25 protein-coding genes are annotated in these 25,765 nt (G+C 51.6%); 18 read left to right on the top strand and 7 right to left on the bottom strand.

Going from position 1 to position 25,765, the window contains the following annotated elements:
* Window positions 1-29 precede the first annotated feature (29 nt).
* Window positions 30-200 (bottom strand): hypothetical protein, encoded by a 171-nt coding sequence (locus ABEB26_RS00510; protein ID WP_345719981.1) that lies wholly within the window; start codon window positions 198-200, stop codon window positions 30-32.
* Between the two features lie 214 nt (window positions 201-414).
* On the opposite strand from ABEB26_RS00510, the gene ABEB26_RS00505 reads away from it, so the two are divergent.
* The 4 genes from ABEB26_RS00505 to ABEB26_RS00490 all read left to right on the top strand — a co-directional run bounded on the left by ABEB26_RS00505 (window position 415) and on the right by ABEB26_RS00490 (window position 2,815).
* The gene (locus tag ABEB26_RS00505) at window positions 415-1,245 is read left to right on the top strand and encodes an MOSC domain-containing protein (RefSeq protein WP_345719980.1); all 831 of its coding nucleotides are present in this window, start codon (window positions 415-417) and stop codon (window positions 1,243-1,245) included.
* A gap of 29 nt (window positions 1,246-1,274) precedes the next feature.
* Window positions 1,275-1,481: a YwbE family protein gene (locus ABEB26_RS00500; protein ID WP_345719979.1), complete on the top strand. Its 207-nt coding sequence runs from the start codon at window positions 1,275-1,277 to the stop codon at window positions 1,479-1,481.
* Window positions 1,482-1,521: 40 nt separating this feature from the next.
* Window positions 1,522-1,896 carry a hypothetical protein gene (locus tag ABEB26_RS00495; RefSeq protein WP_345719978.1) on the top strand — a complete coding sequence of 125 codons (375 nt, stop codon included), beginning with the start codon at window positions 1,522-1,524 and terminating at the stop codon, window positions 1,894-1,896.
* A gap of 67 nt (window positions 1,897-1,963) precedes the next feature.
* The gene (locus ABEB26_RS00490; protein WP_345719977.1) at window positions 1,964-2,815 is read left to right on the top strand and encodes a hypothetical protein; all 852 of its coding nucleotides are present in this window, start codon (window positions 1,964-1,966) and stop codon (window positions 2,813-2,815) included.
* A 160-nt stretch (window positions 2,816-2,975) separates the two neighbouring features.
* Here the strand turns inward: ABEB26_RS00490 and ABEB26_RS00485 are convergent, their stop codons facing one another.
* The 5 genes from ABEB26_RS00485 to ABEB26_RS00465 form a co-directional block, all read right to left on the bottom strand.
* Window positions 2,976-4,904: a hypothetical protein gene (locus ABEB26_RS00485; RefSeq protein ID WP_345719976.1), complete on the bottom strand. Its 1,929-nt coding sequence runs from the start codon at window positions 4,902-4,904 to the stop codon at window positions 2,976-2,978.
* A gap of 9 nt (window positions 4,905-4,913) precedes the next feature.
* Window positions 4,914-5,288, bottom strand: a complete 375-nt coding sequence (locus ABEB26_RS00480; RefSeq protein ID WP_345719975.1) for a hypothetical protein — start codon at window positions 5,286-5,288, stop codon at window positions 4,914-4,916.
* A gap of 151 nt (window positions 5,289-5,439) precedes the next feature.
* Window positions 5,440-5,850, bottom strand: coding sequence for a hypothetical protein (locus ABEB26_RS00475; RefSeq protein ID WP_345719974.1), 411 nt, complete (start codon window positions 5,848-5,850; stop codon window positions 5,440-5,442).
* Window positions 5,819-6,430 carry a class I SAM-dependent methyltransferase gene (locus ABEB26_RS00470; protein ID WP_345719973.1) on the bottom strand — a complete coding sequence of 204 codons (612 nt, stop codon included), beginning with the start codon at window positions 6,428-6,430 and terminating at the stop codon, window positions 5,819-5,821. Before ABEB26_RS00470 ends, ABEB26_RS00475 begins: the two co-directional genes overlap by 32 nt.
* A 33-nt stretch (window positions 6,431-6,463) precedes the next feature.
* A complete protein-coding gene (locus ABEB26_RS00465) occupies window positions 6,464-7,219 on the bottom strand; it encodes a class I SAM-dependent methyltransferase (protein WP_345719972.1) in 756 nt (251 codons plus the stop codon).
* Between the two features lie 249 nt (window positions 7,220-7,468).
* Here ABEB26_RS00465 and ABEB26_RS00460 point away from each other — a divergent pair, with 249 nt between their 5' ends.
* On the top strand, window positions 7,469-8,269 hold the full coding sequence (locus ABEB26_RS00460) for a TrmH family RNA methyltransferase (protein WP_345719971.1): 801 nt from the start codon (window positions 7,469-7,471) through the stop codon (window positions 8,267-8,269).
* On the opposite strand, the gene ABEB26_RS00455 is transcribed toward ABEB26_RS00460, so the two are convergent.
* On the bottom strand, window positions 8,245-8,850 hold the full coding sequence (locus ABEB26_RS00455; protein WP_345719970.1) for an HAD family hydrolase: 606 nt from the start codon (window positions 8,848-8,850) through the stop codon (window positions 8,245-8,247). The genes ABEB26_RS00460 and ABEB26_RS00455 overlap by 25 nt on opposite strands.
* Before the next feature lie 110 nt (window positions 8,851-8,960).
* On the opposite strand from ABEB26_RS00455, the gene ABEB26_RS00450 reads away from it, so the two are divergent.
* From ABEB26_RS00450 to ABEB26_RS00390, 13 genes are all read left to right on the top strand, one after another.
* The gene (locus tag ABEB26_RS00450; protein ID WP_345719969.1) at window positions 8,961-11,810 is read left to right on the top strand and encodes a glycosyltransferase family 39 protein; all 2,850 of its coding nucleotides are present in this window, start codon (window positions 8,961-8,963) and stop codon (window positions 11,808-11,810) included.
* Between the two features lie 113 nt (window positions 11,811-11,923).
* Complete coding sequence (locus ABEB26_RS00445) at window positions 11,924-13,153, top strand: glycosyltransferase family 4 protein (protein WP_345719968.1); 1,230 nt, start codon at window positions 11,924-11,926, stop codon at window positions 13,151-13,153.
* Window positions 13,154-13,377: 224 nt separating this feature from the next.
* Window positions 13,378-14,694, top strand: coding sequence for a nucleotide sugar dehydrogenase (locus tag ABEB26_RS00440; protein ID WP_345719967.1), 1,317 nt, complete (start codon window positions 13,378-13,380; stop codon window positions 14,692-14,694).
* A 206-nt stretch (window positions 14,695-14,900) separates the two neighbouring features.
* A complete protein-coding gene (locus tag ABEB26_RS00435; RefSeq protein ID WP_345719966.1) occupies window positions 14,901-15,038 on the top strand; it encodes a hypothetical protein in 138 nt (45 codons plus the stop codon).
* 16 nt (window positions 15,039-15,054) lie between these two features.
* On the top strand, window positions 15,055-18,063 hold the full coding sequence (locus tag ABEB26_RS00430; protein ID WP_345719965.1) for a DUF7948 domain-containing protein: 3,009 nt from the start codon (window positions 15,055-15,057) through the stop codon (window positions 18,061-18,063).
* Window positions 18,064-18,080: 17 nt separating this feature from the next.
* Window positions 18,081-19,934 (top strand): hypothetical protein, encoded by a 1,854-nt coding sequence (locus ABEB26_RS00425; protein ID WP_345719964.1) that lies wholly within the window; start codon window positions 18,081-18,083, stop codon window positions 19,932-19,934.
* A gap of 341 nt (window positions 19,935-20,275) precedes the next feature.
* Window positions 20,276-21,043: a 30S ribosomal protein S2 gene (rpsB, locus tag ABEB26_RS00420; protein WP_012192480.1), complete on the top strand. Its 768-nt coding sequence runs from the start codon at window positions 20,276-20,278 to the stop codon at window positions 21,041-21,043.
* Between the two features lie 122 nt (window positions 21,044-21,165).
* Window positions 21,166-21,750, top strand: a complete 585-nt coding sequence (gene tsf, locus ABEB26_RS00415; RefSeq protein WP_345720279.1) for a translation elongation factor Ts — start codon at window positions 21,166-21,168, stop codon at window positions 21,748-21,750.
* Window positions 21,751-21,905: 155 nt separating this feature from the next.
* Window positions 21,906-22,652, top strand: a complete 747-nt coding sequence (gene pyrH, locus ABEB26_RS00410) for a UMP kinase (protein ID WP_345719963.1) — start codon at window positions 21,906-21,908, stop codon at window positions 22,650-22,652.
* Window positions 22,653-22,680: 28 nt separating this feature from the next.
* The gene (frr, locus tag ABEB26_RS00405; RefSeq protein WP_345719962.1) at window positions 22,681-23,241 is read left to right on the top strand and encodes a ribosome recycling factor; all 561 of its coding nucleotides are present in this window, start codon (window positions 22,681-22,683) and stop codon (window positions 23,239-23,241) included.
* A 297-nt stretch (window positions 23,242-23,538) separates the two neighbouring features.
* A complete protein-coding gene (locus ABEB26_RS00400; protein ID WP_345719961.1) occupies window positions 23,539-24,684 on the top strand; it encodes a type 1 periplasmic-binding domain-containing protein in 1,146 nt (381 codons plus the stop codon).
* A 51-nt stretch (window positions 24,685-24,735) separates the two neighbouring features.
* On the top strand, window positions 24,736-25,218 hold the full coding sequence (locus ABEB26_RS00395) for a GNAT family N-acetyltransferase (RefSeq protein WP_345719960.1): 483 nt from the start codon (window positions 24,736-24,738) through the stop codon (window positions 25,216-25,218).
* Window positions 25,219-25,235: 17 nt separating this feature from the next.
* Window positions 25,236-25,748, top strand: a complete 513-nt coding sequence (locus ABEB26_RS00390; protein ID WP_345719959.1) for a phage tail protein — start codon at window positions 25,236-25,238, stop codon at window positions 25,746-25,748.
* Window positions 25,749-25,765 lie beyond the last annotated feature (17 nt).

The following is a 25,765-nucleotide window of genomic DNA, read 5'->3' as shown; positions in this document are numbered from 1 at the left end:
TGGCTTGCCTTGCGCCCTTGGAAAGCAAGCTAAACCATTAAAAATAGGCCAGGCGTTGAATAAAAATTGCGTAGCATCCGCTCTAACGCTAAGCCAGCGCCAATCGTCACTGATTGGCAATCGGATGCATTGAGCATATATTTGGCGCTAAATTCAAAAGGCACAAAAAAACGTTCAAGCTTGAACGGATGCAAGTGCATAAGTCGAATTCCTTGTTGCTAAGGCTAACACACGGCGAGGAGCGGCTGATGCTGGTGTATTAGTTAAGTATCGACCTAGCAGTTTTGAATGTCAAGCAGATTGTGCAACATCCAGCTGCTCAATCATATCAACCTCTGGTGCTTCGTGGATTTCTACTGCTAGCAACCATTTGGTCTATAATGCGCTTGATCTTTGATTTGGAGGAGTATCGTAATGGCACAGGTTGTTGATCTGACGATTTACCCGATTAAATCAACTGCTGGAATTACCCTTGATCAAGCTCGCTTGGAGTTGCGTGGTTTTGCCAATGATCGCCATTGGGCGATCGTTGCCAGCGAAAATCGCCGAATTTTGACGGCGCGTGAACATGACAAAATGTTAGCGATTCAGAGCCACGTTGGGTCTGAGGGCTTGCTGGTGTATTTGCCAAATCACACTGAGCCAATCGCCTTGCCCTATTTATTGCAGCCAATCGAGCGGGTCAATTTATGGGCCGAGGAACAACACCCAGCCATGGTCTACAACCAAGGAATTAATCAAGCCTTTAGCGAATATCTAGGAATTGATTGTTTGGTGATTTATATGGGCGAAGGTTGCGAACGCCCGCTGCCAACCGATATGCCATCGGGCTACACGGGCCGCACCAGCGACCGTGTAAGTTACGCCGACGATTATCCAATTTTGCTCGCTTCACAGACTTCGTTGGCCGATCTCAACCAACGCCTTGAACAACCTGTCGCGATGGCGCAGTTTCGGCCAAACATTGTGATTGATGGCGAACGAGCCTACCAAGAAGATCAGTGGCAGTGGTTGCAAATTGGCGAATGCTTGTTTGAAGTCGCTCAAGCTTGTCCACGCTGTGTGCTAATTACCGCCGACCCTACCACGGGCCAAAAGCATGTGCAGCAAGAACCCTTACGCACATTAGCTCGGTATCGCAAAACTGCCAGTGGCGGCGTGCCATTTGGCATTCAGCTCGTACCACGTAAGTTGGGCACAATTCGCCTAGGCGATCAGGTTGTCATTCTCAAACAGCCTGTATAATCAATTGATCATATTTTTTAGGAGCAAGCATGAGCGGCCAACAACGCAGTGCAATCAAACCTGGCATCCAAGTAGCGATTGTGCTCAAACAGGATCAAGCCACAGGCAAGACCACCACAGGCATCGTCAAAGATATTTTGACCAAATCGCCTAACCACCCCCATGGCATTAAAGTGCGCTTGGTAACGGGTGAAGTAGGGCGGGTCAAGCAAATTTTGGCTGCGCCAAATGACTAAAATCGCCCTTGTTAGCTCACCAAGCTTTAAGGAATAGCTGATGACTGCTGAACTCAAGGCGGCATTTGGCCAGTTTTTCGATTGCGCTGATCTGAGCTTTCTCGATGAACTCTTGGCTCAACCTGGCCGAGGCACGATTCCCTGGCAGTATGTTACGCCATGGGAGATTCGATATCTGGTTGAGATTGATGCAGAAGGTTGTAGTCTCGAAGTCTATGCCGTCAATCGCTTTACCAATGATCAGCATTTAAAAATTGATAGTGCTGGAGTAATTAGCCATTTTACTAGTCCGATTGGCTATTACTCCTATGATCCAGCGCTTGAGGGCGACCGTGAGGCCCAACAACAAGCGATGTACTCATATAATCGAGCCATTTATGCCGAGCTGCGGGCCAAAGGCCTAATTGACTCTTGACATTGATTCATTCGACTCCTTAAAATAGCAAGGCTGTGCTATTTGATTGGAATGGAGCAATTGAATTATGGATATTGATGCGCTGTGGGAATATGCTGATCCTGCTGTGAGTGAAAGTCGCTTTGTACAAGCCTTGGCCGAAGCCAGTGGGGATGATCAGCTTGAACTCCTCAGCCAAATTGCCCGCACATTTTCGTTGCGTGGGCGGTTTGCCGAAGCGCATGAACGGCTCGACCAACTCGAAGCCCAATTGCCCTTGGCAGGTGATCGACCCAAAGTGCGCTATTACCTCGAGCGAGGCCGCACCCATAATTCGGCTGGTGAGCTAGAAATGGCTCGTTATTTTTTTGCCCAAGCTTGGAAACTGGCTGCCCAAGCGGGTTTTATCGGCTTAGCGGTTGATTCAGCGCATATGTTGGCAATTAGTTATGGTGGTGATCAACAAGCGCTGGGTTGGAACCAACGTGGCCTAGAGCTAGCCCGCACCTCTGACGACCCCAAAGCCCAAGCATTAATTCCAGCGATGATCAACAATGCCGCTTGGGATCTGCATGAACGAGGCGAGTTTGTTGAGGCTTTGGCATTGTTTAAAGAGGCCGAACAAGCATGGCTGCAACGCGAACGCCCGCGCCAAATTCAGATTGCGCGTTGGTCGGTGGCGCGATGTTTACGTTCATTGGGTGAATATCAAGCAGCCCTGACATTGCAACAAGCATTAGCCAACGAGCTTCAAGCTGCGGGCATCACCGATGGTTATGTTTTCGAGGAAATTGGCGAGAATCTAGCCGCCTTAGGCAAGCATGAAGCTGCGAAGCCCTACTTTGAACAAGCCTACCAAGCTTTAGAGCAAGATGAGTGGTTTGCCCAAAACGAGTCAGCACGCTTGCTCAATCTTAAAATTCGCGCAGGCAAAGTCTAAGCATAGCCCAGAACCTTGAGCAAATGCAGCCGAGAATCAGGGGCATAGAGCAGGCACTAATCAGGATTAGCCATTAATAATCGACCCACAAGGGTTAGAAGCTGAACTCTCGTCCCTGAATTCTCGCTAGAATAGTATCCAACCGTATTCGTGAATCGGGTTACGGCACAAACGCTCCAGTGCGATATTCGATGATAAAGCGTGTCCAAAGGGCTAACGAAGCGGCGATGATGAACAAACTGGAGGCAGTAGCAGTTGCCCGCCCGAAACGCCCACGCTGAGCTAAAGTTGCCAAACCAACGCCACCACTCAAGGCCAAGGCTGGCAAGATAAACAGCCACCAACGCACAGTTTGCTCCGACCAAAGCAACGAGCTAAGCGAAAGCACGAAGGTTGCCAGCCAAGCCCAAATTGGAGTCGCTAACCGTGATAACCCTTGGCGTAAGCTAAACGCGCCGCCCAAACCTACCAACCAAAACCAAGCCGGAACCCGCCCATCAAGCGCAATGAGATCGTTCCAAACTACACCCCACAATTTTTGGTCAAACGGACGTGGCGCTGGGCAAATCACGCCATTATTGGCAAGGGTGGGATCGCCCAAGAAATTGCTGTAATACAAACCAACAGCCAACACGACTGCGCTTGTGCCAACCACCACCAAGCGCCCAAGCACTTGCCACTGTTTTTGCCAAGCTAAACATCCCGCTAAGGCCACGCCCCACAATCCGAGCGACAACATCGTGCCACTATGTTGTAAGGCGGCGATTGTCAAACCTGCAATCAGGGCTGGTTGCCATGTTCGCGGCTGATTGTTGGCAAGCCATAAACCAAGCCACGCCAAGATTGGCATGGCAATTGCCTGCCCTAGCACATTGCTCCATTCGCCAATCACCATTGCTCGAAGCATCGCCAAGGGAGCAAGATACAGGCTGGCAGCCCATAAAGCCGCCCGTGCTGGAGTTCGCTCGTCGCGCGTGCGATCAATCAACCACCACAACAAGGGAATCACCAACGCATCGGCAACAGCCCCAACTACCTGAATTAAAATGCCGCGATTAATGCTGGCGGGTAGAAATAAACTTAACGGTTGGGTGATGAGATACGGGCCTGGGGGATAAGGCGAACGGCCCGCACCTGCGGCACACGGCAAACCTTCGGTAAATAGTAAATCGCCGCTGCCCACGCTAGCCAGATTATTGACATTCAACAAGAGATCGCTAAAGTTGGTTTGGGGATGGCGAATGCCGATCAAGCGCAGCGCCAAGCCCAAGGCGGTCATGCCTGCAACTAAGGCGATTTCGGGGTTTTGACGGCGCTCAGCCAACCAACGCCCTAGCCCAGCTACTAGCAAACAAGCCAAGCTTATTGTGCGCAACTGGCCAGTGTCGATCGTAATCACCGTCCGCACCGTTGCCAGCAAGACGCTTAATCCGCTGCTGGTGACCAAGATCGCGCCAGCCGCAGTCAGCGGAGCCAAACCTGCCAAGGCAGCACCAAACCCAACCACGAGCACGAGCACCAATAAATCGAGCCAAGCAACCCATGGCATAAACCATGTGTGGCTTAATGGTTGGGCTTGCAGGCGATACAGCACCACCCCCAGCAAACGTGGGTCGGGGCTAGCATTATAGATTGGGGCTTGTAATTCGAGGGTCAAGCCGCCATCAGCGCTATCAGGAGCAAACATATGCAAAGTGCGTTGGCCTGGCGGCAAATCGGTGCGAATCGCCGCGCCATTGGCTTGGAGCAAAAATGGGGTTTGTGGTACTGATGGTGGCGCTAAACTCAACCGAATCACATGAGCACTGCCATTGAGATACGGTACATCAATCGTTGATTCTGGCTGCGTCCAGCGATAGGTTTCAGCGGTGGTAAGATCGACCGTGGCCGGTTCGGGGGCATGCACATGCTCAAGATAGGGCTGATCGTACATCAAGGCAAATTGTTCGCCCGACTCGCCAATGACTAAATCGCCGCCAATTGCCAGGTTGAATGGCACTAAACGTTGCCAGCCCAGCCATAACAATAGCCCGGCAACCACGCTACTCAGCAGCAGTGGCCGAGCATATCGACCCAATGCCATTTGCACAAACGCCCCTTAAAATCCACTACCACGAATGATCAATAGCAAGCCAACCACAATAATAATGGCCCCAAACATTTTTTCGAGGGTCAAGGTTTCGCCCACAAACCACCAAGCAAACACAATTGTGGCAACGTAGCTCAAGCCTAGCAAAGTATAGCCAAGCTCCAAACGCCACCAAACTACGCTGCTAACCCAGGCTACAACTCCCACAAACAGCAAAAGCATGCCTAGCCAAACTTGCCAACGCTGCATGCCATAGCGCAAGACTTGCCATGTGCTTAAACGGCTCGAATGGGCTAGTTGCACCCCAACCATCCCTGATCGAACGATCAAATTGCCCAGCATCATCGCCAGTACTGCGCCAATAATCCACCACGTTTGCATCATGCTTGTTGCTCGTTTGTTATCTAGAGGGGTCAGGGGTCAGGGGCTAGGGATCAGTTTTGGTCTACGAAGAGTCCAAAGTTGCTTTCCCAAATCCTGTCTTCAGCTCTAATTACTAAATCCTGACCCCTGACTCCTAGCCCCTAACACCTCGTCAAATACTATGCCCGCCGCGAAATAAAAGGCTAACCCCTAGCAAAACCAAGCCAATTCCGGCGAGGGTTTGCCACGACATGCCGCCGCCAAACCACCACCAATTGATCACCACCAAAATAATGGTGGCGATGCTCCAAAGTGGGTAGAAGAAGCTGAGTTGGCGGCGAGCTAGCAACGCCAACCATGGAATCAGCGAAAGCAGAATTAAGCCAATCCCCAATATGCCCCAAAAACTTTGGCTCACCTGCCATAAGCTTTCGAGGTTATGTTGAGTTGCCCCAAGCAAGGCCTTGCGATAACACAATTGGCCAGCGATTAGCAAGCCAAGCGCACTGCCAAATAAGCGGATCGCCGTGCCATGCTCACCCAGCCCGCGTTTAATCGACGCGGCTAAAACGGTAAACTGCATAATCACAAATTCCACTGCGAATTGACCAGCGGCGCTGGATCGTAAAGTAGGGTGCAAACAAACGCCCATAATCTGCGTCTTGGCGAATTGCATCACCGCGATCAAGCCAGTGCATCAAACGCCCAGGCAGATTCCACCAATCTTGGGCGGGAATATCTTCGAGCATCAAAATTTCGCCGCCTGGCGCTAAAACGCGGTGTAATTCGCGGGCGGTGATTTGAGCTAATGCATCATCAAGGTGGTGAATCACGCCGACAATTAATGCTGCATCAAAACTGGCATCGCCAAAGGCCAAAGCATTGCCGTTCATCACCCCAAAGCGATGATCGCTCAGAGTGGCAGCGTAGCGCACATAGCCTTGCGAAAGATCAACGCCCATATAGCTGTGCTGGGGAAATGATGAGGCAAATTCACCAGTGCCACAGCCAAAATCTAAAAAACGGCGGGGCTTGGTTTGCAGCCATGGTGTCAGTTCATCGGCAATGGCGGCGCGTTCGCCAACATAATTATTTTCAACAATTCGCCGCAACGTGGCCCATAAAGCTGGGCGCTGGGCAATATTGGTTAAAAAGGCTTGCATAGGTATTCTCAATAAACTAAATGGATTTGGCGATTATACCGAATGATTGGGTTTTTGGGCGAGGGTTAAAATCGATAGCCCAAAGGGAAAGCTAGACCCTGATTCAAGCCAACGGGCCTCGAAACGCATCACGGCCCCAAACAGTTTGTTGGCCAAACGTCCAGGCAGTTGCATCGCCGATTCATTGGTTGAGGCACTTGGCCGAATCCGCTCGATCAAGCGTTGCAGCAAAATCAACGGAAACAACATGCTGTTGATATACGAGCTGCGCTCAATCGTAAAATCGGCAGCCCGCAACAGCTGTTGCACTTCCTTGTTGGTGTAACGGCGACGAGTATGCACCGAGCGATCATGATCTGAATAGAGCCAATGATAGGCTGGCATGCGCAATAATACCCAACCACCTGGCTTCAGCACCCGATAAATTTCCTGTAGCGCGGCGACTTCATCAGGGACGGCCCGATGATACAACACTTCAAACGAGGTTACCAAATCGAAACTTTCATCGCGATAGGGCAACGTTAGCACCGAGCCTTGGGTTAACGGCGCATCAGTTTTTTTGCGCCCCAACTGCACTGCCGCTTGCATGAGATCTACGCCATAAGCTGGGCCATAATCGCCTAATAAATAGGCGACATTGCCCGCCGTGCCACAACCAGCATCAAGCGCCCGCCAAGCACGCTGGGTCGGCAATTGATCAAGCCACGCTTGGGCAATTTGGCGCATGCCTACATACCACCAATGTTGCTCCTCAACCGCCGCCATCACGCTATATTCGATATCTTCCACAATAGTGCCTTTTAGCAAGAACTCCGCAGAGACTATACCACGATTTATAGGGATCAGGTGTCAGGGGCTAGGGGTCAGTATTCCAGCCTCAACATTCGGGCAATTTGTGGCGACAAGCCTTAACCTTCGTGATCTTCATTATCTTCGCAGTTTCATTTTGCTGATCCCTAATGGCTGACCCCTGATCCCTTTTGATCAGATTACTTGTTACAATAGCTAAAAGCATGATTTCAACTAGAAAGTTTGGCAATGTTAACCAGCAAACATAATCCAGCGATTAAGCAGATTCGGGCTTTGCGCCAACGCCGTGAGCGTGAAGCCACAGGCCTTTTTTTTATTGAAGGTATTCGCAATGTAACCGAGGCAGTACAGGCCCAAGCGCCAATTGAGCAATTGATCGTTGCACCCGACCTGTTGCGTAGCCAATTTGCCCAAGATTTAGTCGAGCAGCAACGCCAACAAGCCACAACCATTCTCGAAGTTAGCAGCGAGGTTTTCGCCAGCCTTTCGAGCAAAGATGGCCCGCAAGGCTTGGCAGCGGTGGTGCGCCAGCAATGGGCTACTTTGGCCGAAGTTAAGCCTGACCAAGGCCTGTGTTGGATCGCGCTCAATGCGATCAGTGACCCTGGTAATTTGGGCACGATTTTGCGCACTGGCGATGCGGTTGGGGCGGCTGGCGTGATCTTATTGGGCGATTGCACCGATCCCTATGATCCAGCAACGGGTCGAGCCAGCATGGGCACTTTATTTAGCCAACGCTTGGTTAAGGCAACCTGGGCTGAATTTAACCAATGGCTCAGCCAAAGTGGCTTTAATTTGGTTGGGGCAGCCGATTCAGCCAGCAGCCACTATCGCAACTATGACTATCCCCAGCCGTTGATTTTGCTGATGGGCAGCGAACGCGAAGGCTTGGATACTGAGCAACAAGCCCAATGCCAAGCCTTGGTCAGCATTCCAATGCATGGTCAGGCCGATTCGCTAAATTTGGCGGTGGCCACAGGCGTGCTGTTGTATGAAATTCTGACTCAGGCAGCGGCTAGCAAGGCCTGAATTTCGGCAATCGCTTGTTGATTTGAGTGATAATGAATTGCCTTAATGCCAAGGTTTCGCGCAGCTTCGACCACTACGTCAATATCATCAAGAAAAATCATTTCGTGGGGCTGAACCTTGAGCCGTTCGCAGGCTAAACGATAAAACGCTGGATCAGGCTTTTTCAGGCCTTCTTCGTGCGAGTAGATGATTAAATCGCAGATGTCTTCAAAGCCATAGGCTGCTTGTTCGCGCTGGCGTGCGCCCACAAAACTATTGCTCAAAATGGCGGTAGTATAGCGTGGTCGTAGGCTGGCAAAAAATTCGGCCAACTCGGCATTGAGTTTGCCTAAATATTCAGCCCATAAATCGGCCAAAAAAGCGGCTAATTGGCTAGAATCTAGGCCTAAGCGCTCGGCGATACCGGCCTCAACTACTTGTTCGCTGATTGTGCCAATGCTGCCGCCAAGCCAAAGATCGTGCAGCTGTTGATTGATGCTGTCCGCAGCCAAGCCCAATTGCTGTTCCCAACGTTCAACCCAGCCAGTGCGTGGCGTAATTTCCAAAACTCCGCCAATATCAAATACAATGGCTTTGATCATAATTCTGCTCCAAATAAGCCCAATCATGGCATAATCTCAAAGCTGATTGCAATGATAAACTGCTGAAAAGCGCCGATGCGATGCTCTGGTATAATGGCACGTTGTTGTCGATGAAACGATTTGAGGCTGGCTTGGTACAAGACTGGTGGCAACGCCGCGCTGCATGGTCGCTGCGTCAATGGATCATTACAATCGCAAGTGTGTTGCTGATGGCGCTCCTATTGTTAACCGCGCTCTATCAGTTGCCGACCCATGTGCGGATTGCCAGCGATGGCTTGGGCGATCAGCCGTTTTTGGTTTCAAGCGAGGCGCTCGGCCAAGCTGCCACCGATCTTGGCACGGTTTTCCCCGACGAACTTGATGCAACCGGCGGGCGGTTTCGCTGGACGCGCGGCAGCACTCAAATTCAGATTCCGGCACTCGGCGCAAATAGCAGTTATACGCTTGAACTTGATGTAGTTGGCTGGCCCGATGATGTGTTGCGCAGCGATTTACGCCAGCCATTTGTGCATGTGTTGGTCAATCAACAGCTGATCGCCGTATTTGAGGCCAGCAGCCAACGCACAATCTATCAATTAACTACCCCTGTGCTCAATCAAAGCAACCTTGAGCTTGAATTACGCCTGAGCCACGACCCACAGCAACTTGCCCCCTTGGATAATACTGCCACCTTTACTGGTACAACGCTGTATCCCAATGACCGCCGCCCTCATGGTTTGCGTTTGTATGGCGTTAGCGCCACAACCAACACCGTGGGCTTTAATGTACCTGCGTTGAGCCTGATTTGGCGCGTGGCTGTGGCCTTGGGTTTGCTGCTCTTGGCTGGTTGGCACTATCCGCGTGAGCGTTTGCCATTATTTTTGCTTGGGTTGCTCTTGGTGGCTTTTTGGCTCACGCTGGCCTATGTTGCGCGGCACTGGCTGTTGCCGTCGTTTGAGTTGCTGCTGTTGGGACTTGGGTTTGTGGTGGTTTGGAATTGGCAACGCCAGATTATTGATACATGGTTGCACTTCCGTCAACGCTTGTTGCAAGGCCAAAATCTTGATTATGGTTTAGCCATGGCCGCGCTGATTGGCTTGCTAGCGGTCAGTTGGCCGAGCCTTAGCCAAGCCGCCAACGAATGGCTGCCCAAAGCCAAAAAGCTCGATCCTGGGGCAATTATTGTGGTTTCGTTGGCGGTAGCCAGCTTGTTTATTGCAGCCTTCTACTGGAGCGATCTCAATCGGCTGCTCGATCGGGTCAATCGGCGTTTGCGCACCCGCCAAGGCTTGGGCTGGGCCTTACTCGGTTTATTGGTTGGGGTTTGGTTCGTTTATAGTTGGAGCGTAATTCGCCAAATTAACTACCTTGGCAACGCCGATTACTCCGATAATGGGGTGGTTGCTCGCAACTTGGTGGCGGGGCGTGGCTGGGTCGTCGATTATGTGACCCAATTTTTCAAACTGTACCCCGATGGTAACGTGACACGGGTGCAAGAAACCTGGCCAATGTTGCAGCCAGTCTGGATCGCGCCATTCTTTGCCTTGTTTGGGCCAGAACCGTGGGCCGCAAAAATTCCCAATCTGATCTTTTTTAGTTTGCTGTCGATCTTGGTCTATCGAATTGCGCGTCAGTTGTGGGATCAACGGGTTGGCTTGATTGCGGTGCTTTTAGTGCTGATCAATCGGCATATGTTTCGCTTGATGATCTATAGCACCTCGGATTTGGCGTTTGTGTTGTTCTATACAGCGGCGATTTGGTTACTCTGGCGTAGCTTGGTAACTCATAACAAAGAGCGCTTGCTTGGCTCAGGCTTGATCATCGGGCTGATGTGTTGGCAAAAAACCAGCGCCGTGATTGTGGCAATTGGCATGGGCTTGTGGCTAATTTGGCGTTTGTGGCAGGTCGAAGATCGCTGGAAGGCCTATCGCACCGCCGCGTTGTGGTGGGTACTACCAGCGGTTTTGGTGTTCTCACCCTATATCGCCCGCAATCTGCACGAATTTGGCAAGCCCGCCTTTTCGACCGAAAGTTATGATGCTTGGATCATCGGCTACACAAATTTCGATTCGATCTACAATATCTACACCAACGAGCAAGGCTTACCGGGGAGCAACGGCTTGCCCGAGCCAAGCTGGATTCTGCGTTGGGGTTATCAAAAGACCTTTGATAAAATTGGCAATCAATTTGAGGCGACCCGCAACTATTTGTTGCCTGCTAGCCCAGCCTTGGGCATGTTCAGCGGTCGCGGCAATTTGATGGGCAATAACGATCAGGGAGTTAATGGTCAGCCCTATGTGTGGTTGATGTTGGGCGCGTGGCTGAGCTTAATTGGTCTGATTGCCGCTCGTCGCCAACAAGCCAGCTTGATGGCCTTGGTTGGAGTGAGTTTCACGCCGTATGTGCTGTTCTTAGCGCTATATTGGCACGCCGATGAAGAACGTTATTTTGTGCCGTTAGTGCCATTTTTGGCCTTGCTAGCAGCTGGTGCGTTGGTGGCAATTCACGATGCAATTGCTCGTTGTTGGAAGCAGCGCGGTCGCCCGTTGGCCTTGTTGGTCGCGGCTCAATTGTTGGTATTGGCGCTCACTCCGGGTTGGGTCGAGGCTGCCAACAAAAGTGCCACCGTCGTAGGCAGCGAATACGCCGAATGGCAGCCCGATTTGCAGGCCTTCGAATGGTTGCGCCAAAATACCCCACCAGAGGCGGTGGTGATGACTCGCGTGCCATGGCAACTCAATTTTCATGCTGAACGCGCTGCCGTAATGAACCCAAATGTGGCCGATTTAGCCGTGATTAAACAGGTTGCTGACTATTACAAGGCCTCGTTTATTCTGGTCAATGCTGTGCAAAACAACAAAGATCAAGCCCAAATTGGCTTAGGCCGTTTGCTCAAAGGCGAAGAGCTACCTGGGTTTGTGCTACGAGCCAGCTTTGCTGGGCCGAAAAATCGCACAGTCTATATCTACGAAATTCAATAAATACAGTTTGCTGGAGCCAAAACTGTAGCTGCAATGGACCAACGACTCCAAACTGATTGATCATCATACACGGCTATTGCATTGATCGATAGCCTATGAGCGAATAGCAAGTTATGCGCATACTCATGATTGCGTCGTCGTTTCCTAAATATCCAGGTGAGATGACCGCGCCCTTTATCGAAGAAATTGCCGCCGCCGTGGTTGAGCGTGGCCACGAGGTGCATATGCTTTTGCCCGATCATCCCGAACTCAAGCGTGGCGATCAGGTGCGGGGCATGCAGATCCATCGCTATCGCTATGCGCCGCATCCTAGCTTAAATGTTTGGGGCTATGCTGGCGCGTTGCATAATGATGTGCAAATGCGCAACGCCGCGCTTTTGGTTGCACCCTTGGCAGTTGCTTCGGCTTGGCGCACCATGGCTCAGCTGACCGCCCAACAACCCTTCGATTTAATTCATGGTCATTGGTCTATTCCGAATGGCTTTCCGGCATGGTTGCTAGCGCGTCAACGCAAATTGCCACTGATTATCAGCACTCACGGTTCGGATGTCTCAGTCGCTGAACGCACCGCCCCAACTGGCTGGATCAATACAGCGATTATGCGCTATGCCTCGGCAATCACTGCTCCATCGAGCGATCTGACGACGCGGGCGGCAGCTTTGGGCGCAGAACCTGCTAAATTGCATGTGCTACCCTATTGTGTTGATGCCGTTGATTTTCGACCCGACCCAGCCGCTGGCGCGGCGTTTCGCCAACAGCATGGGCTTGATGCTGCCATACCATTGCTATTTACAGTTGGGCGCATGGTCGAGAAAAAAGGCTTTCGCTATTTGGTGCAGGCCTTTGCACAGGTGCTCAATCAGCATCCAACTGCCAAATTGATGATTGGTGGTTATGGCCCAGGCCTAGAGCAACTCATGGCTCAAGCCGCCGATTTGGGGATTGGCGAGGCCGTGTTATTTCCCGGGGCAATCGGCCACGATGTAATCAATAGTGCCTTGAATGCAGCGACGATCTTCATTCTGCCTTCGGTGCGCGATCGCAGTGGCAACGTCGATGGCTTACCCAACACCCTGCTTGAAGCCATGGGCGCAGGTCGGCCAATTATTGCCAGCAAGATTGCCGGAGTGCCGGGAGTGATTACGTCGGGCGAGCATGGTTTGTTGGTAGCCCCTGCCCAGCCACAAGCGCTGAGTGCCGCCATCAACGATCTACTCAATCAACCAGAGCAGGCTAGGCTGCTAGGCAACGCGGCACGTTTACGGGTTGAAACCGAATTAACCTGGAATCGCTACGCCGAACGGCTTGAAAAGCTGTATACTGCGGCGATTCGATCGTCATAATTCGGTAAGGATGGATATTCCCTCACCCCCTAGCCCCCTCTCCCGCCAAGCAGGCGAGGGGGGATCATCCTATCATAAAGGTTGGAACTCCCCTCACCTACCGCAGTGGGAGAGGGGTCGGGGGTGAGGGGAATTAACAACAATCATTCTAGCGCCGAGCTTGTTTGGCGCATGGTTTTCAGTTTCGCATAGATGCAAATCTATGAAACAATAAAGGATTTAGTGTGAGTACCTTTGCAGATTTACGCAGCGCGATCGAAACACGGCGTGCTCAAGTTGGGGTTATTGGCATGGGCTACGTTGGCTTGCCAATGTTGGCTCGGGCTGGCAACGTTGGGTTTAATGTGCTGGGCTTCGATATTAGTGCTGAACGAATTGCCAGCATCAACGAGGGCGTGAGCTATATCGGCGATGTGCCAAGCAGCGATTTGGCCGCGCTACGCAATAATAAGTTGATCGAAGCAACCGCCCAATTTGAGCGATTGCGTGATTGCGATATCATTATTATTTGTATGCCGACCCCACTCAACGAAGCTCGTGACCCCGATATGAGCTATATCGAATCGGCGACCAACGAGATTGCCGCGCGGCTCCGTCCGGGCCAATTGATTATTCTTGAAAGCACCACCTACCCCGGCACGACAGTTGAAGTGCTCAAACCAGCCTTTGATGCCTGCAACCTCAGCGTGGGTGAAGATTATTTCTTGGCCTTCTCGCCCGAACGGATCGATCCAGGCTCGGTTAATTTTAAAGTGCACAATATTCCTAAGGTGGTTGGTGGGGTTACGCCGCAGTGTAACGAGCTAACTTCACTGTTTTATGGCCATATCGTGACGGCAGTAACCGAAGTTTCCTCGCCAGCCGCCGCCGAAATGACCAAGCTCTTCGAGAATATTTTCCGCAACGTCAATATTGCTTTGGTCAACGAATTAACGTTAATTTGTGATCGCATGGGCTTGAACGTCTGGGAAATTATCGATGCTGCTGCGACCAAGCCATTTGGATTTATGCGCTTTACACCTGGCCCGGGCTTGGGTGGCCACTGTATCCCGCTTGATCCCTTCTATTTGGCTTGGAAGGCGCGGCATTACGATATTTCGGCCCGCTTTATCGAACTGGCAGGCGAGATCAATTTGACCATGCCGCGCTTTGTCCGCGATCGGATCAGCCATGCCCTGAACGATCAAGAACGCAGCATCAAAGGCTCAACGGTTGTCTTGCTCGGTGTGGCCTATAAAAAAGATATCGACGATTACCGCGAATCTCCAATTTTCAAAGTAATGGATTTGTTGGCAGCTGATGGAGCCAACGTTTATTGCTGCGATCCGCATATAACCGTCTTTTACGATCACCATAATCATGAATATCAAACCGTGCCGCTAACCGATGAGCTGCTACAGCAAGCCCATTGCACGGTAATTGTGACCGATCACAGTGCTTTTGATTATGCCAAGATCGTCGAGCAAAGCCGTGTGGTCGTCGATACCCGCAACGCCACCCGCGAAGTCAAAACCCACCGCGAAAAAATTCGCTTGTTGTAAAGCAAGCGTAACCACGAAGCCATAAATCTTTTTGATCCACGAAGGACACGAAGAGCACGAAGATTAATTACTTCGTGTCCTTCGTGCCCTTGGTGGTTAAATTTCATCCCTCATCCTTCACTCTCAGCCTGCTATCATTGACCAGCCCGTCGCCAGTGTGCTAGGCTGGGTAGGTGAATTTTGTGAGTTGATGGAGGACATGCCTCATGAACGATCGTGCCCGTTGGCCGCAACCCCTGCGGCGTTGGGTGGTTGGCCTGCTGCTACTCAGCAGCCTGAGTTGGCTGGCCGCTCCGCTGACCCCAACCAGCCAAGCCGCCACACCTACCCCCCCCCGATATTGACATAATTCAAGTAGCCATGACCAGCAGTGGCTTTGTGCCCAATCACGGCCAGTTAGCCGATGATGTGGTCTACGAAGCCGCGTTGGCTGGCGGTGTGGTGCAGGTGCAGCCGTTGGGCTGGCAATTGCAGCTCTCCCCGCCGCTCACCAGCAGCATTGAGCCGATCACGTTGACCATGGAGTTAGTGGGAGCCTCGTCGCCAGCCGCGTGGGAATCCAGCCAGCCGCTCGTCACGACGGTCTCGGATTATCGGCAGCCCGATCCAAGCCGCTGGCGCAGCGATGTCCCCCAATATCAGCAGATTCAGGCCCGCAGCATCTATCCCCAGATTGATCTGCAGTATACCGTTACACCCTCAGCGACGCTCAAAAGCAGCTATCTCGTGGCCGCCGGAGCCGACCCCAGCCAGATTGCGTGGCGCTATCCCGAGGCGTTGGGGGTGGAGATTGCCCATGATGGCTCCTTGGTTATTCAGGTCAATCCAACAACCACCATCACCGAAAGTACGCCAATCGCCTGGCAAGATCTCGGTGAGGATCGCGTGTTCGTACCCGTGGCCTTTCAGCTTGCCCACGATGGCACAGTGGGCTTCGCGGTTGGGGCATACGACCCGAGCCAGCCCTTGGTGCTTGACCCCAGTTTGACGATCACGGCCAATCCATCACAATTCGATATGACCGAACCACGCGTCATTCAATCGCATTCGAATGGCACATGGTATGTTGCTGGGTGTTCGGGCTTACAAAGTGTTGTGACGGTCTACGATTCAAGCGCCACAACCGTGATTGAGCGGATGTTGGTTGGCACAGCCTATAGCACAGGCAGTATCTGTACCAATCTAGCACTGAGTCCGACTGGCGCGATTGCCGTTGCCACATGGAGCCGTGATCGTCCGTCAACCCCAGCCCAAGTGTGGCACTGGAATTCGCCGACAAGCACACCGAGCGTCGTGACCTTACCAGCAACCGCTTCACGACCCGCCGTGATTGGCATGGTCATCCATCCAAGCAATGGGCAAACGCAGGTGCTTTGGCAAGACGGCCAAGAAGGAATCACGCCACCGATCAGCTATCTGAGCACGCTCGATCAAGGCAGTTTGCTGACCAACACGGCATTGGCAGGGAATGGGCGGATCTATACCCAGTTGGCGCAGAGTCCTAACGGCATGCTGTATCGTGGGTATCGTGAAACGCCGCTTGGCAGTGGGATTCAAAGCGCGGGGATTGAGCGCTGGACAGGCAGCAATTGGGTGAGTGTTTGGGGACAATCAGGCACGACCACCAGTGGGTGGACAGTTGGACCACTGGTGATTGATGCGCAAGAACAGGTGATCGCCAGTGTGATCAAGCAGGATACTGCGCCACTGGTCAATAGTCATTACGAACAATTGTGGTATGTGCGGGTTCCCGCCGCAGGGGCTGTGGTTCAGCAACCATTGAGTCAGGAATATCATCAGCCGAACGGATTTACCTATACCTATCCACGATCTATGGTCGCCTTGGCCAATGGGCAGGTTGCGATTGGTGGGGTTAGTCAAGGCTATGGTTATCCGCTGGCAACGCTCTCAGCTGAGTGGACGAGTGGGTTTGTGCTCACGGTTGATAGCGCTGGGCAAATTGTGGATCAACTAGCGCTGCGTGAGGATGACCATGCTGATACGGTGGTGAGTGGCCTTGGCATGAATCAAGCCGGAATGCTGCTGGTGGGCGGGCACGAAACCTGGCAAGCCACCAGTCCAAACTCCAATCAATCATTTCTTGCCACAGTAGCCGATATCACCATCCAAACCAAACCACAACCCCCTGCCTATAGTGTGAGCTATTACGTTCAGAGCAAAAGTATTAAAGGTGCGCTGCAATCAGGTTGCGATGCGCGGCGTGGTGGTGATCGCATGGTTGTGCTGGCATTTGGTCGGCCAAGTCGCCAAGATGGCGATCCGACGACGCGAGTGATGTTATTAGTCCAACAAAACGACCAGGCCGAATCGTTATACATATCCTATGATCAAATTTATGAATGGGCTTTGGCGTTTGCTGTAGGCTATGCAACACCCTATGCTACATGGCAAGGCGAACAGTGCACGGGACTGCCAGCCCAGTATAATCCAGCGACCCTCGATTCGCCCTTATTGCCCAAGGCTGAATTGACCCTTGTGCTGGGTTCAAGCAATGCTGCACGCTACGATGGTATCACCTATCAAGATAACCCCTATCTGACTGGCGATGATGGGATCGCCTGGGGTGAGTTGATTAATGATGTTGAAGAGGATTTAAGAAATCCACTTAATCTTGGGTCGATTACTACCAAAATTTTTCCGCGGGTCAAAATAGCTGCAGGCTTTGATGCCGAATATTATCAACATCCATGGGGCGATGACCGATCACATCGTGTTCCAATTAATGGGGAAAAACATGGGTCTTGGGAATGGTCAACCTATGCGTGGACAGTGGCATGGTTGCTTTCCTATGATCAGTATCAACGCCAATCTGCGCAAAGTAATCATATTTATATTTTTGGAAGTTGCGAGAGTTGTCCGCGTGCATGGTCACCTGACACTTGGGGGACTGATATCAAAACAGTCTTTGGACGGGTTATCTATGTTAATTGGAAGCTCTATAGTGCCTATCCCATGCCGCAACTTTATCAAGCACCCTATATCTTTGAATGGGTCAATGTGGTGCGTTATGCCCGTAATCAAAATATCGGTATGCATATTGGGCAATTGATGACTGATTGTGCTAATACTGCCAATTGTCAACTACCACGTGGCGGTGGTGCACGGCTCACTCCCTTTGATTGTTTTGTGCAAGGGAGTGATGCGCTTTGCCCGAATGGTGATTGGCAACCCTATAGCCTATTAATTGACTCAGATCCGCTTACACCAGCCTATAAAGAATTTCCGCCGCATCATGGCTGGCAAGCCTTTACCGACCAGATGACGGCAACCCGCTCTGAAACAACTCCTCCCAAACATGTAACCGATATTTGCGGTCAAGTCAGTGATCCATCGTGTGGCTCACGTTAATAGAGAGGATAATTAATATGCTTAAGCAATCAACCCTACGTAGCGTGGGTTTCATCAGTCTCTTGATCAGTGGTTTACTGCTGAGTTGTGGCCGCAATCTACCTACTGAGCCGCTCAGTGGTCAACAAGCAACCGCAGTTGGTACAGCCGATACAACCGCTACGACTGTCGCTATTGCAACTCAGGCCGAACTCAACGAGATCGCCAGTGTAGTCGCCTTTAAAGATCAGATGGCTGTGCAGCAAACCCAAGAAATGTGGGATTTGGCCACGGTCGAAGCAGGCGGCGTATTACCAACCCCGAGCATTATTTCGACACTTTCACCACGCCGTAGTGCATTTGCAACAAAAATGGCCTTAGGCTATAGTCCAACTCCAGAACCGCTTCCCCAAGCAGGACTCAAGACTCAATGTCCATTGAGTCGCTTTACGAGGCTTGGAAATTGTTGGAATTTGCATAATCCAACCGCTACTGCCAATTACTTCTTACTGGCTGGGGCTGATCTGGAAAATAATGAGCATGGTTTTATCTTAGTCCAGCCAATGGGTAGCGAACTAACCATTGCACAACAACGTGTTGAGGAATATACCACACCCAGTAATATTGGGGGTATCATGATCGAATCGGCGACATGGCCATTGGTGTACATCACTACCCAAACCACGCCGACTCAATCCTTAATCTTCAATCTCGAAACCCGCCAGTGGCTCGACCCCAATGGCACACCAATGCCCATGACGGCAACACCAACCAGCACCAGCGAACCAACGGTTGCTACGCCAACCCCAGCTGGTGGGATTGCCGTCACGTCATTAACCTTGTTCAATGCTGATACCGACCAAGCGATTATCGGCTTTGATCCGATGGATACTCCCACTATCCTCGATTTTGTGGCCTTGGGCACGCGACGACTCAACATTCGCGCCAACACCAGCCCGGCCACGGTCGGCAGTGTCCGCTTTAGCCTTGACGGTGCACCCTATCGGATTGAGGGTGGTGCGCCCTATGCATTACAGGGCAATACGGGCAGCGATTATGCCGCCTGGACTCCCAGCGCAGGCCAGCATCAACTGGTGGTAACCGCGTTTAGTGGTGCGAATGCGACGGGAACACAAGGCGGCAGTTTCACGCTCGATTTTACCGTCGTTGATACGGCAACGGCGACGGTTGCACCAGCGACGGCAACCGCCACGGGCATTCCCGCCAGCATCACGCCCGTGCCTGCGACCCCAACCAGCACTGGCAGCACCAGCACACCCAGTGCAGCCAAAACCGCGTTGTTTGTCGTCGGTGATGCCAGCGCCTTGAATGCCAATGACACGGCGATTCAGTCACTGTTAGTTGGCGAAGGCTACACGGTCAGCCTCAAGAGCGCCGCTCAATCGAGCAGCGCGGATGCCACGGGCAAGCAGCTGGTGCTAATTTCGTCATCGGTCTCAGCGGGCAATGTCGGCAGCAAATTCACGAGTGTCGCCGTGCCAGTGATCGTGTGGGAGCATGCGCTCTACGACGATTTGGGCATGACCGGACCAACCACCACCACCGATTATGGCACGGCCTCGGGCAATACGTTGGTAATCAGCAATGCGACCCATGGCTTGGCAGGCGGCTTAAGTGGCACGGTCACGGTCTACACGGGGAGTGGCAGCATGGCCTATGGTGTACCAGCCAGCAGCGCAATCAACATTGCCCCGCAAGGCAGTAGCAACAGTAAAAAAGTCTATTTCGGCTACGAGCAAGGGGTAACCATGATTGGCAGCGTGATTGCGCCAGCACGACGAGTTGGCTTATTCCTGAGCGACAGCGGCACGCTCAGCAGCGATGGCCAAACCCTTGTCAAGGCTGCGTTCGCGTGGGCAACGGGCCAGTAGGGTTTAGGGGGTCAGGATTCAGGGGCAAGGGATCAGACTTTTTAACCACGAAGGATACGAAGGATACGAAGATTAATTACTTCGTGTCCTTCGTGCCCTTCGTGGATCAATGGCTATCGTTCGTTATGCTCTATGTTCTATGCTCTATGTTCTTGCTTCTGCCTTTTGATTTTTACTACTAGTCATGCTATACTAATCGACGGTGTGCCAGCCCTTGGGCTGGTCGCTAGTGACGCACGTCGTCTGCATGGCACCGCTCCTGCCGATCCTTTGGGTGATTGGTTCAGTGCTGGAATAACTGCGGCGGCGGAGGAAAACATTATTTTGTAAGGAGTCATCCCTTGACCGACACAACTACCAACCGTGTAGTGTCGCTGAAGGCCCTGCTTGAAGCAGGTGTTCACTTCGGCCACCAAACCAAGCGCTGGAACCCCAAAATGCGTCCGTTTATTTTCACGGATCGCAATGGGATTCACATTATCGATTTGCAACAAACTGTTACCAGCTTGCAAAGCGCCTATCGCTTTGTAGCCGATGCAGTTGCTGGCGGCGGCAAGGTGCTGTTCGTAGGCACCAAGAAGCAAGCTCAAGAAGCTGTGCGCGATGAAGCCACCCGCTCAAATCAATTGTATGTGACCCAACGCTGGATGGGTGGTTTGTTGACCAACTTCTCAACCATCAAGCGCCGCTTGCAATTCTTGCACGATTTGGAAGCTCGCCGCGACCGTGGTGAATTCAACTTGGTTACCAAGGCTGAAGCATTGAAGTTGGAAGACGAAATCGTTAAATTGAACCGCGTATTCGGCGGGATCAAAACGATGGAACGCTTGCCAGCAGCTATGTTCGTGATCGATCCACACAAAGAAACCTTGGCAATTAGCGAAGCTAAGAAGCTGGGCATTCCAGTCGTGGCAATGGTTGATACCAACTGCGATCCCGATCCAATCGATTACCCAATTCCATCAAACGACGACGCGATTCGCGCTATCCGCCTGATGGCTGGCAAAATTGCCGACGCAGCCTTGGAAGGCCAAAACCGCCGTCAATCACAACATATCGAAGAACGTGCTTTGGCAGAACAAACCAAGTACGAAGAAGACGCATTCTAGGCCGAGGTCATTCCGGCCTGCGCTCGCGAATGCCGTCCTAGTATCGATAGACACCCAGACCCCGGACGAGCAACAATGCTCGTCCGTTTTTACAACAAGGAGAATACCCTGTGAGTATCTCGATGGATCAAGTCAAGGAACTCCGCGAACGCACCGGCGCTGGCATCCTCGACTGCAAGAAGGCGCTGACCGATACCAGTGGCGATGTTGATGCTGCAATCAAAATTTTGCGCGAAAAAGGCTTGGCCGCCGCCGCCAAGAAATCATCACGCGATGCCAGCGATGGCCGGATCGAAGTTTATGTGCACCCAGGCAATAAAGTTGTTGCGATTGTAGAAGTAAACTGCGAAACCGACTTCGTGGCTAAAACCGACGATTTTAAGAAATTGGCCTATGATTTGGCCTTGCACGTTGCTGCAACCAACCCATCATATGTCAATCGCGAAGAAGTGCCAGCAGCCGAAGTCGAACGCGAACGCGAAATCTTGCGCCAACAAAATGTCGATAGTGGCAAGCCAGCCAATATTATCGAAAAAATTGTTGAAGGTCGTATCGAGAAATTCTATGGCGAAGTCGTGTTGCTCGAACAAGAATTTGTCAAAGACCCCAGCGTCAAGATCAAAGATTTAGTCCAAGAAGCGATTGCTAAATTGGGCGAAAACATCGTGGTACGCCGCTTTAGCCGCTTTGAAGTTGGCAGCAACTAAACAGTGCGACGATTGGCGCAACCCAATCTTGGCACTTTCAACCGTCGTTTGTGGATTGTACTCAATCCGCAGGCGGCGGTTTTTTTCTGAAATCAGGCAGGTGTTTGTTTCTTCCTTGCTTTTGACCTTTTGACTTTCACTTGGAGGGTTCTGGTATGCAACCACGCTACAAACGGGTTTTGCTCAAGCTCAGTGGCGAAGCATTGGCTGGCGATGGTAAAACCAATATTTCGCCTGACGTGTTAAACTATATGTCAGCCGAGATTAAGCCATTGTTGGCGCATGGGGTGCAAGTGGCAATTGTGCTTGGCGGCGGCAATATCTGGCGTGGTGGCCCAGCAATCAAAGCTGGTATGGAACCACCCCAAGCTCATTACATGGGCATGCTGGCAACGATTATCAATGCCTTAGCCTTACAAGATGCGCTTGAGCGGAACGGCATGCAAACCCGTGCCATGACCGCGATTAAAATGGATGAGGTGGCAGAATCGTACATTCGGCGGCGAGCGGTGCGCCATATGGAAAAAGGGCGGGTGGTTATTTTGGCCGCTGGCACTGGTAATCCTTATTTCACCACCGATTCGGGCGCAGCTTTACGCGCTGCCGAACTCGATGCCGATGTGATTCTGATGGCCAAAAACCGGGTTGATGGGGTGTATAGCGCTGACCCACGCACCGACCCCAAAGCAACCAAATTTGACCATATCACCTATCTTGATGCCCTGACCCGTGGCTTAACGATTATGGACAGTACGGCGCTGACCTTTTGCATGGATAATAATCTTCCAATCATTGTATTTAGCCTCGATAGCCCAGGCAATTTGGAACGAATTGTGCTAGGTGAACAGGTTGGAACCTTGATTAGCAAAGCCAGCACTGAAGCCCCCGCTACCGCTGGGTAGCATTAGCCAAATGACAAGGAGTTTTTGTATGACGGTTAAAGATGTTTTACGCGATGCTGAAAGCAAAATGAAAAAGAGCATCGATTCGTTGCGCCATACCCTTGGTGCAGTGCGCACTGGCCGCGCCTCTCCCGCCTTGGTCGAAGATTTGAAGGTTGAATATTATGGCTCTGAAATGCCACTCAACCAATTGGCCAACATCGCTACCCCCGAATCACGTATGATCACGATTCAACCCTACGATCAAGGGGCGATCAAGGCGATTGAAAAGGCCATCCAAAATTCCGAGTTGGGCATCAACCCCAGCAACGATGGCCGAATCATCCGCTTGGCGATTCCCCAATTGACCCAAGAACGCCGTAAGGAGTTGGTCAAACAGGTCAAGGCCAAAGTCGAAGATGGCAAAGTCGCGATTCGTAATGTGCGCCGCGAAGCCCAAGATGCGATTCGCAAATTGCAACAAGATAAGGCTATCTCGGAAGATGACGAACGCCGTGGCCAAGAAGAGTTGCAAAAATTGACCGACCGCTTCCAAAAGGAAGTTGAAACCATCGGCACGACCAAAGAAGCCGAGGTCATGGAAGTCTAGGACTTGTGGTTGTTGGAAGATTGCAGCTTGGCCTACCACCAGTAGGCCAACGCTTAATTCAACTCAACTGACTGTACAAGCCCGAAAATCCCCCATGAGCCAAGTGTAAGTTTTGATTCTTGCAAGGCTCATTTCACCACCGCACCCCATGCGGTGGCTTTTTAATTTTTTATCTATCAGCCTAGGTACTATATCCTACTATGACCTTTTTCCTACAAGGGTTATTCCAGGGCTATGGTATGCTTTTGGCGCATTGCCCGATCCACACCCATATTTAATACATTTGAGGATGCCACCATGCCCGATCAAGATCACAATCAAGCCATCAATCGGCGGCAGTTTCTCAAGTTGGGCGCTATATCCGGGTTGCTTGCCAGCATGCCCGAGCTAGCCGCTGCCAACGAGGGAAGCCCTATTCGGCTACGAGAGCCAGAGGTAATGCAGGTTGGAGTTATCCTGCCCACAGAATTGCACAACCATCGTGCAACACTAGCGTTTTTGGCAGGCTTGCAGTTTGCCAGCGAGCAAGCAGTAGTTCCCTTTCGATTTAATCTTCAAACGCCCCAAAGCCTTAGCCAAGTGTTCGCCGCTAAATCGGCAACCGCCGATCTTTGGCTAAGCCTTGGCACACCCTTGGGGCTACAAAACCTCAGTGCCAGTTTGCCCAACCAAGCGATTGTTGCGGCAACCCTGGGTGAGCATTTCGCCTTGGTCAACCCCAGCCCTAATTTGTTGATCAATAGTTTTGGCATGGCCGATGCTGCTTGGCAAAGCGCAGTTTGGGCCAGCCAACAACGGGGCAAACGCGCGATCATCATTCGTTCAAATGCGCTCAGTGGCTATGATTGTACTTGGGGTTTTGCCCAAGGTCTATCGGCGGCAGGCGCTGAGTTAATTGGCGATTTCAGTTTTGATTCAGCCGATCTCACCGCCAAAGTTGCCAACCTCAATCCAGATGTTGTGTATCTAGCATTAAATGCCGCCGAATCGCAGCAATGGTGGCAGAGCTATACCGCCAGCAGCAAAGCCCTGTGGCTTACGCCCAATGCCATGATCGATGCTAAATTAGCCCAACGGCTGCGCAAACAAGGGCTAGATTTGGCCTATGCTGGTGGTTGGAATACAGCGAGTAACCCAAGTTTCCAACAGGCATTTAGCAAAGTGTCTGGGGCTGAACCAACCCGTCATCATGCGCTTGGCTACGATACAGCGTTGTTGATTGCCAGTGCTCAGGCTGGGCAAAAAGCCATTCGTTATGATGGGTTGCGTGGGGCAACCACGATCAATGCCTATCGTACAAGCCATGCTCCAACCTACCTGCACTTTTTAGTTAGCCAACAACGGCAAGTAGCACCAATCAGCTTGGCAGCGCTTGATCAAGTCAGCGTTCAACAGCGACTTGATTCAATTCGTAGCGGCGTAATTCAACCATATTTTGAATAAGACTCGGTTTGCTTGATTCTCTAGGGTTTGGTGTGCTGAAGGAGATCACCGATGATTGGATTAGCAGCCCCACTGAGTCTGCGGGCAGCGACTCCTAAGGATGAGTCGCTGCTACTTAATTTGTATGCCTCGACGCGGGCAGCCGAATTGGCTCGCGTTGATTGGGATGAAACCCGTAAGGCCGATTTCATCAAAATGCAATATCATGCCCAGCATGCCCACTACATGCAACACTACCCCGATGGCAACTACCAAATTGTGCTGTATAAAGCCAAGCCAGTTGGCAACTGGTACACATTTCAAAGTTTAACCCTAATGCGCGTTTTAGATATAACGATCCTGCCCCAATTTCGTGGGCGTGGCATTGGTCGGCAACTTATGACTCAGTTTATTGCTGAAGCTAAGGCTAGCCAACGCCGGATTCGTTTATATGTCTATAAAGAAAATCCGCAGGTAAGTACTTGGTACGAGCGCCTCGGATTTCAAGCTGTCGGTGGCTTGAGTATGTATACCGAAATGGAATGGCGGCCTTAGTTTTTGGAGGATCGCACATGGGACAACCGTATGTTGGTGAAATTCGGATGTTTGGTGGCAATTTTGCCCCGGCTGGCTGGATGTTCTGCGAAGGACAATTGTTGCCAATCTCAGAGTATGAAACCCTTTTTCAATTAATTGGCACAACCTATGGCGGCGATGGCCAAGAAACCTTTGCCTTGCCCGATTTACGTGGGCGTTTTCCATTGCATCAAGGCAACGGGTTCGTTTTGGCTGAAACGGGTGGAGTGGAAGAAGTCACGCTGACGGTTTCACAAATACCTGCCCATAGCCACCCAGCTTTGGTCAGCTCGAACAATGGTACAACCAATATTCCGCAAAATGGATTTTGGGCCAAGGCTGGGGCAACCAATTTATATGTTGCAGGCGCAACCGCTGGGGATCTTTCGCCATTTGCCAACAACACCATTGGCCTGCTTGGTGGTTCGCAGCCACATATGAATATGTCCCCCTATTTAGTTGTAGATTTCATTATTTCGTTATATGGCATCTTCCCCTCCCCAACCTAAGCGAAAAAAACAGGCCT

Source organism: Herpetosiphon gulosus, from assembly GCF_039545135.1.
Lineage (GTDB): Bacteria > Chloroflexota > Chloroflexia > Chloroflexales > Herpetosiphonaceae > Herpetosiphon > Herpetosiphon gulosus.
This window is presented reverse-complemented; position numbering and strand designations above follow the sequence as displayed.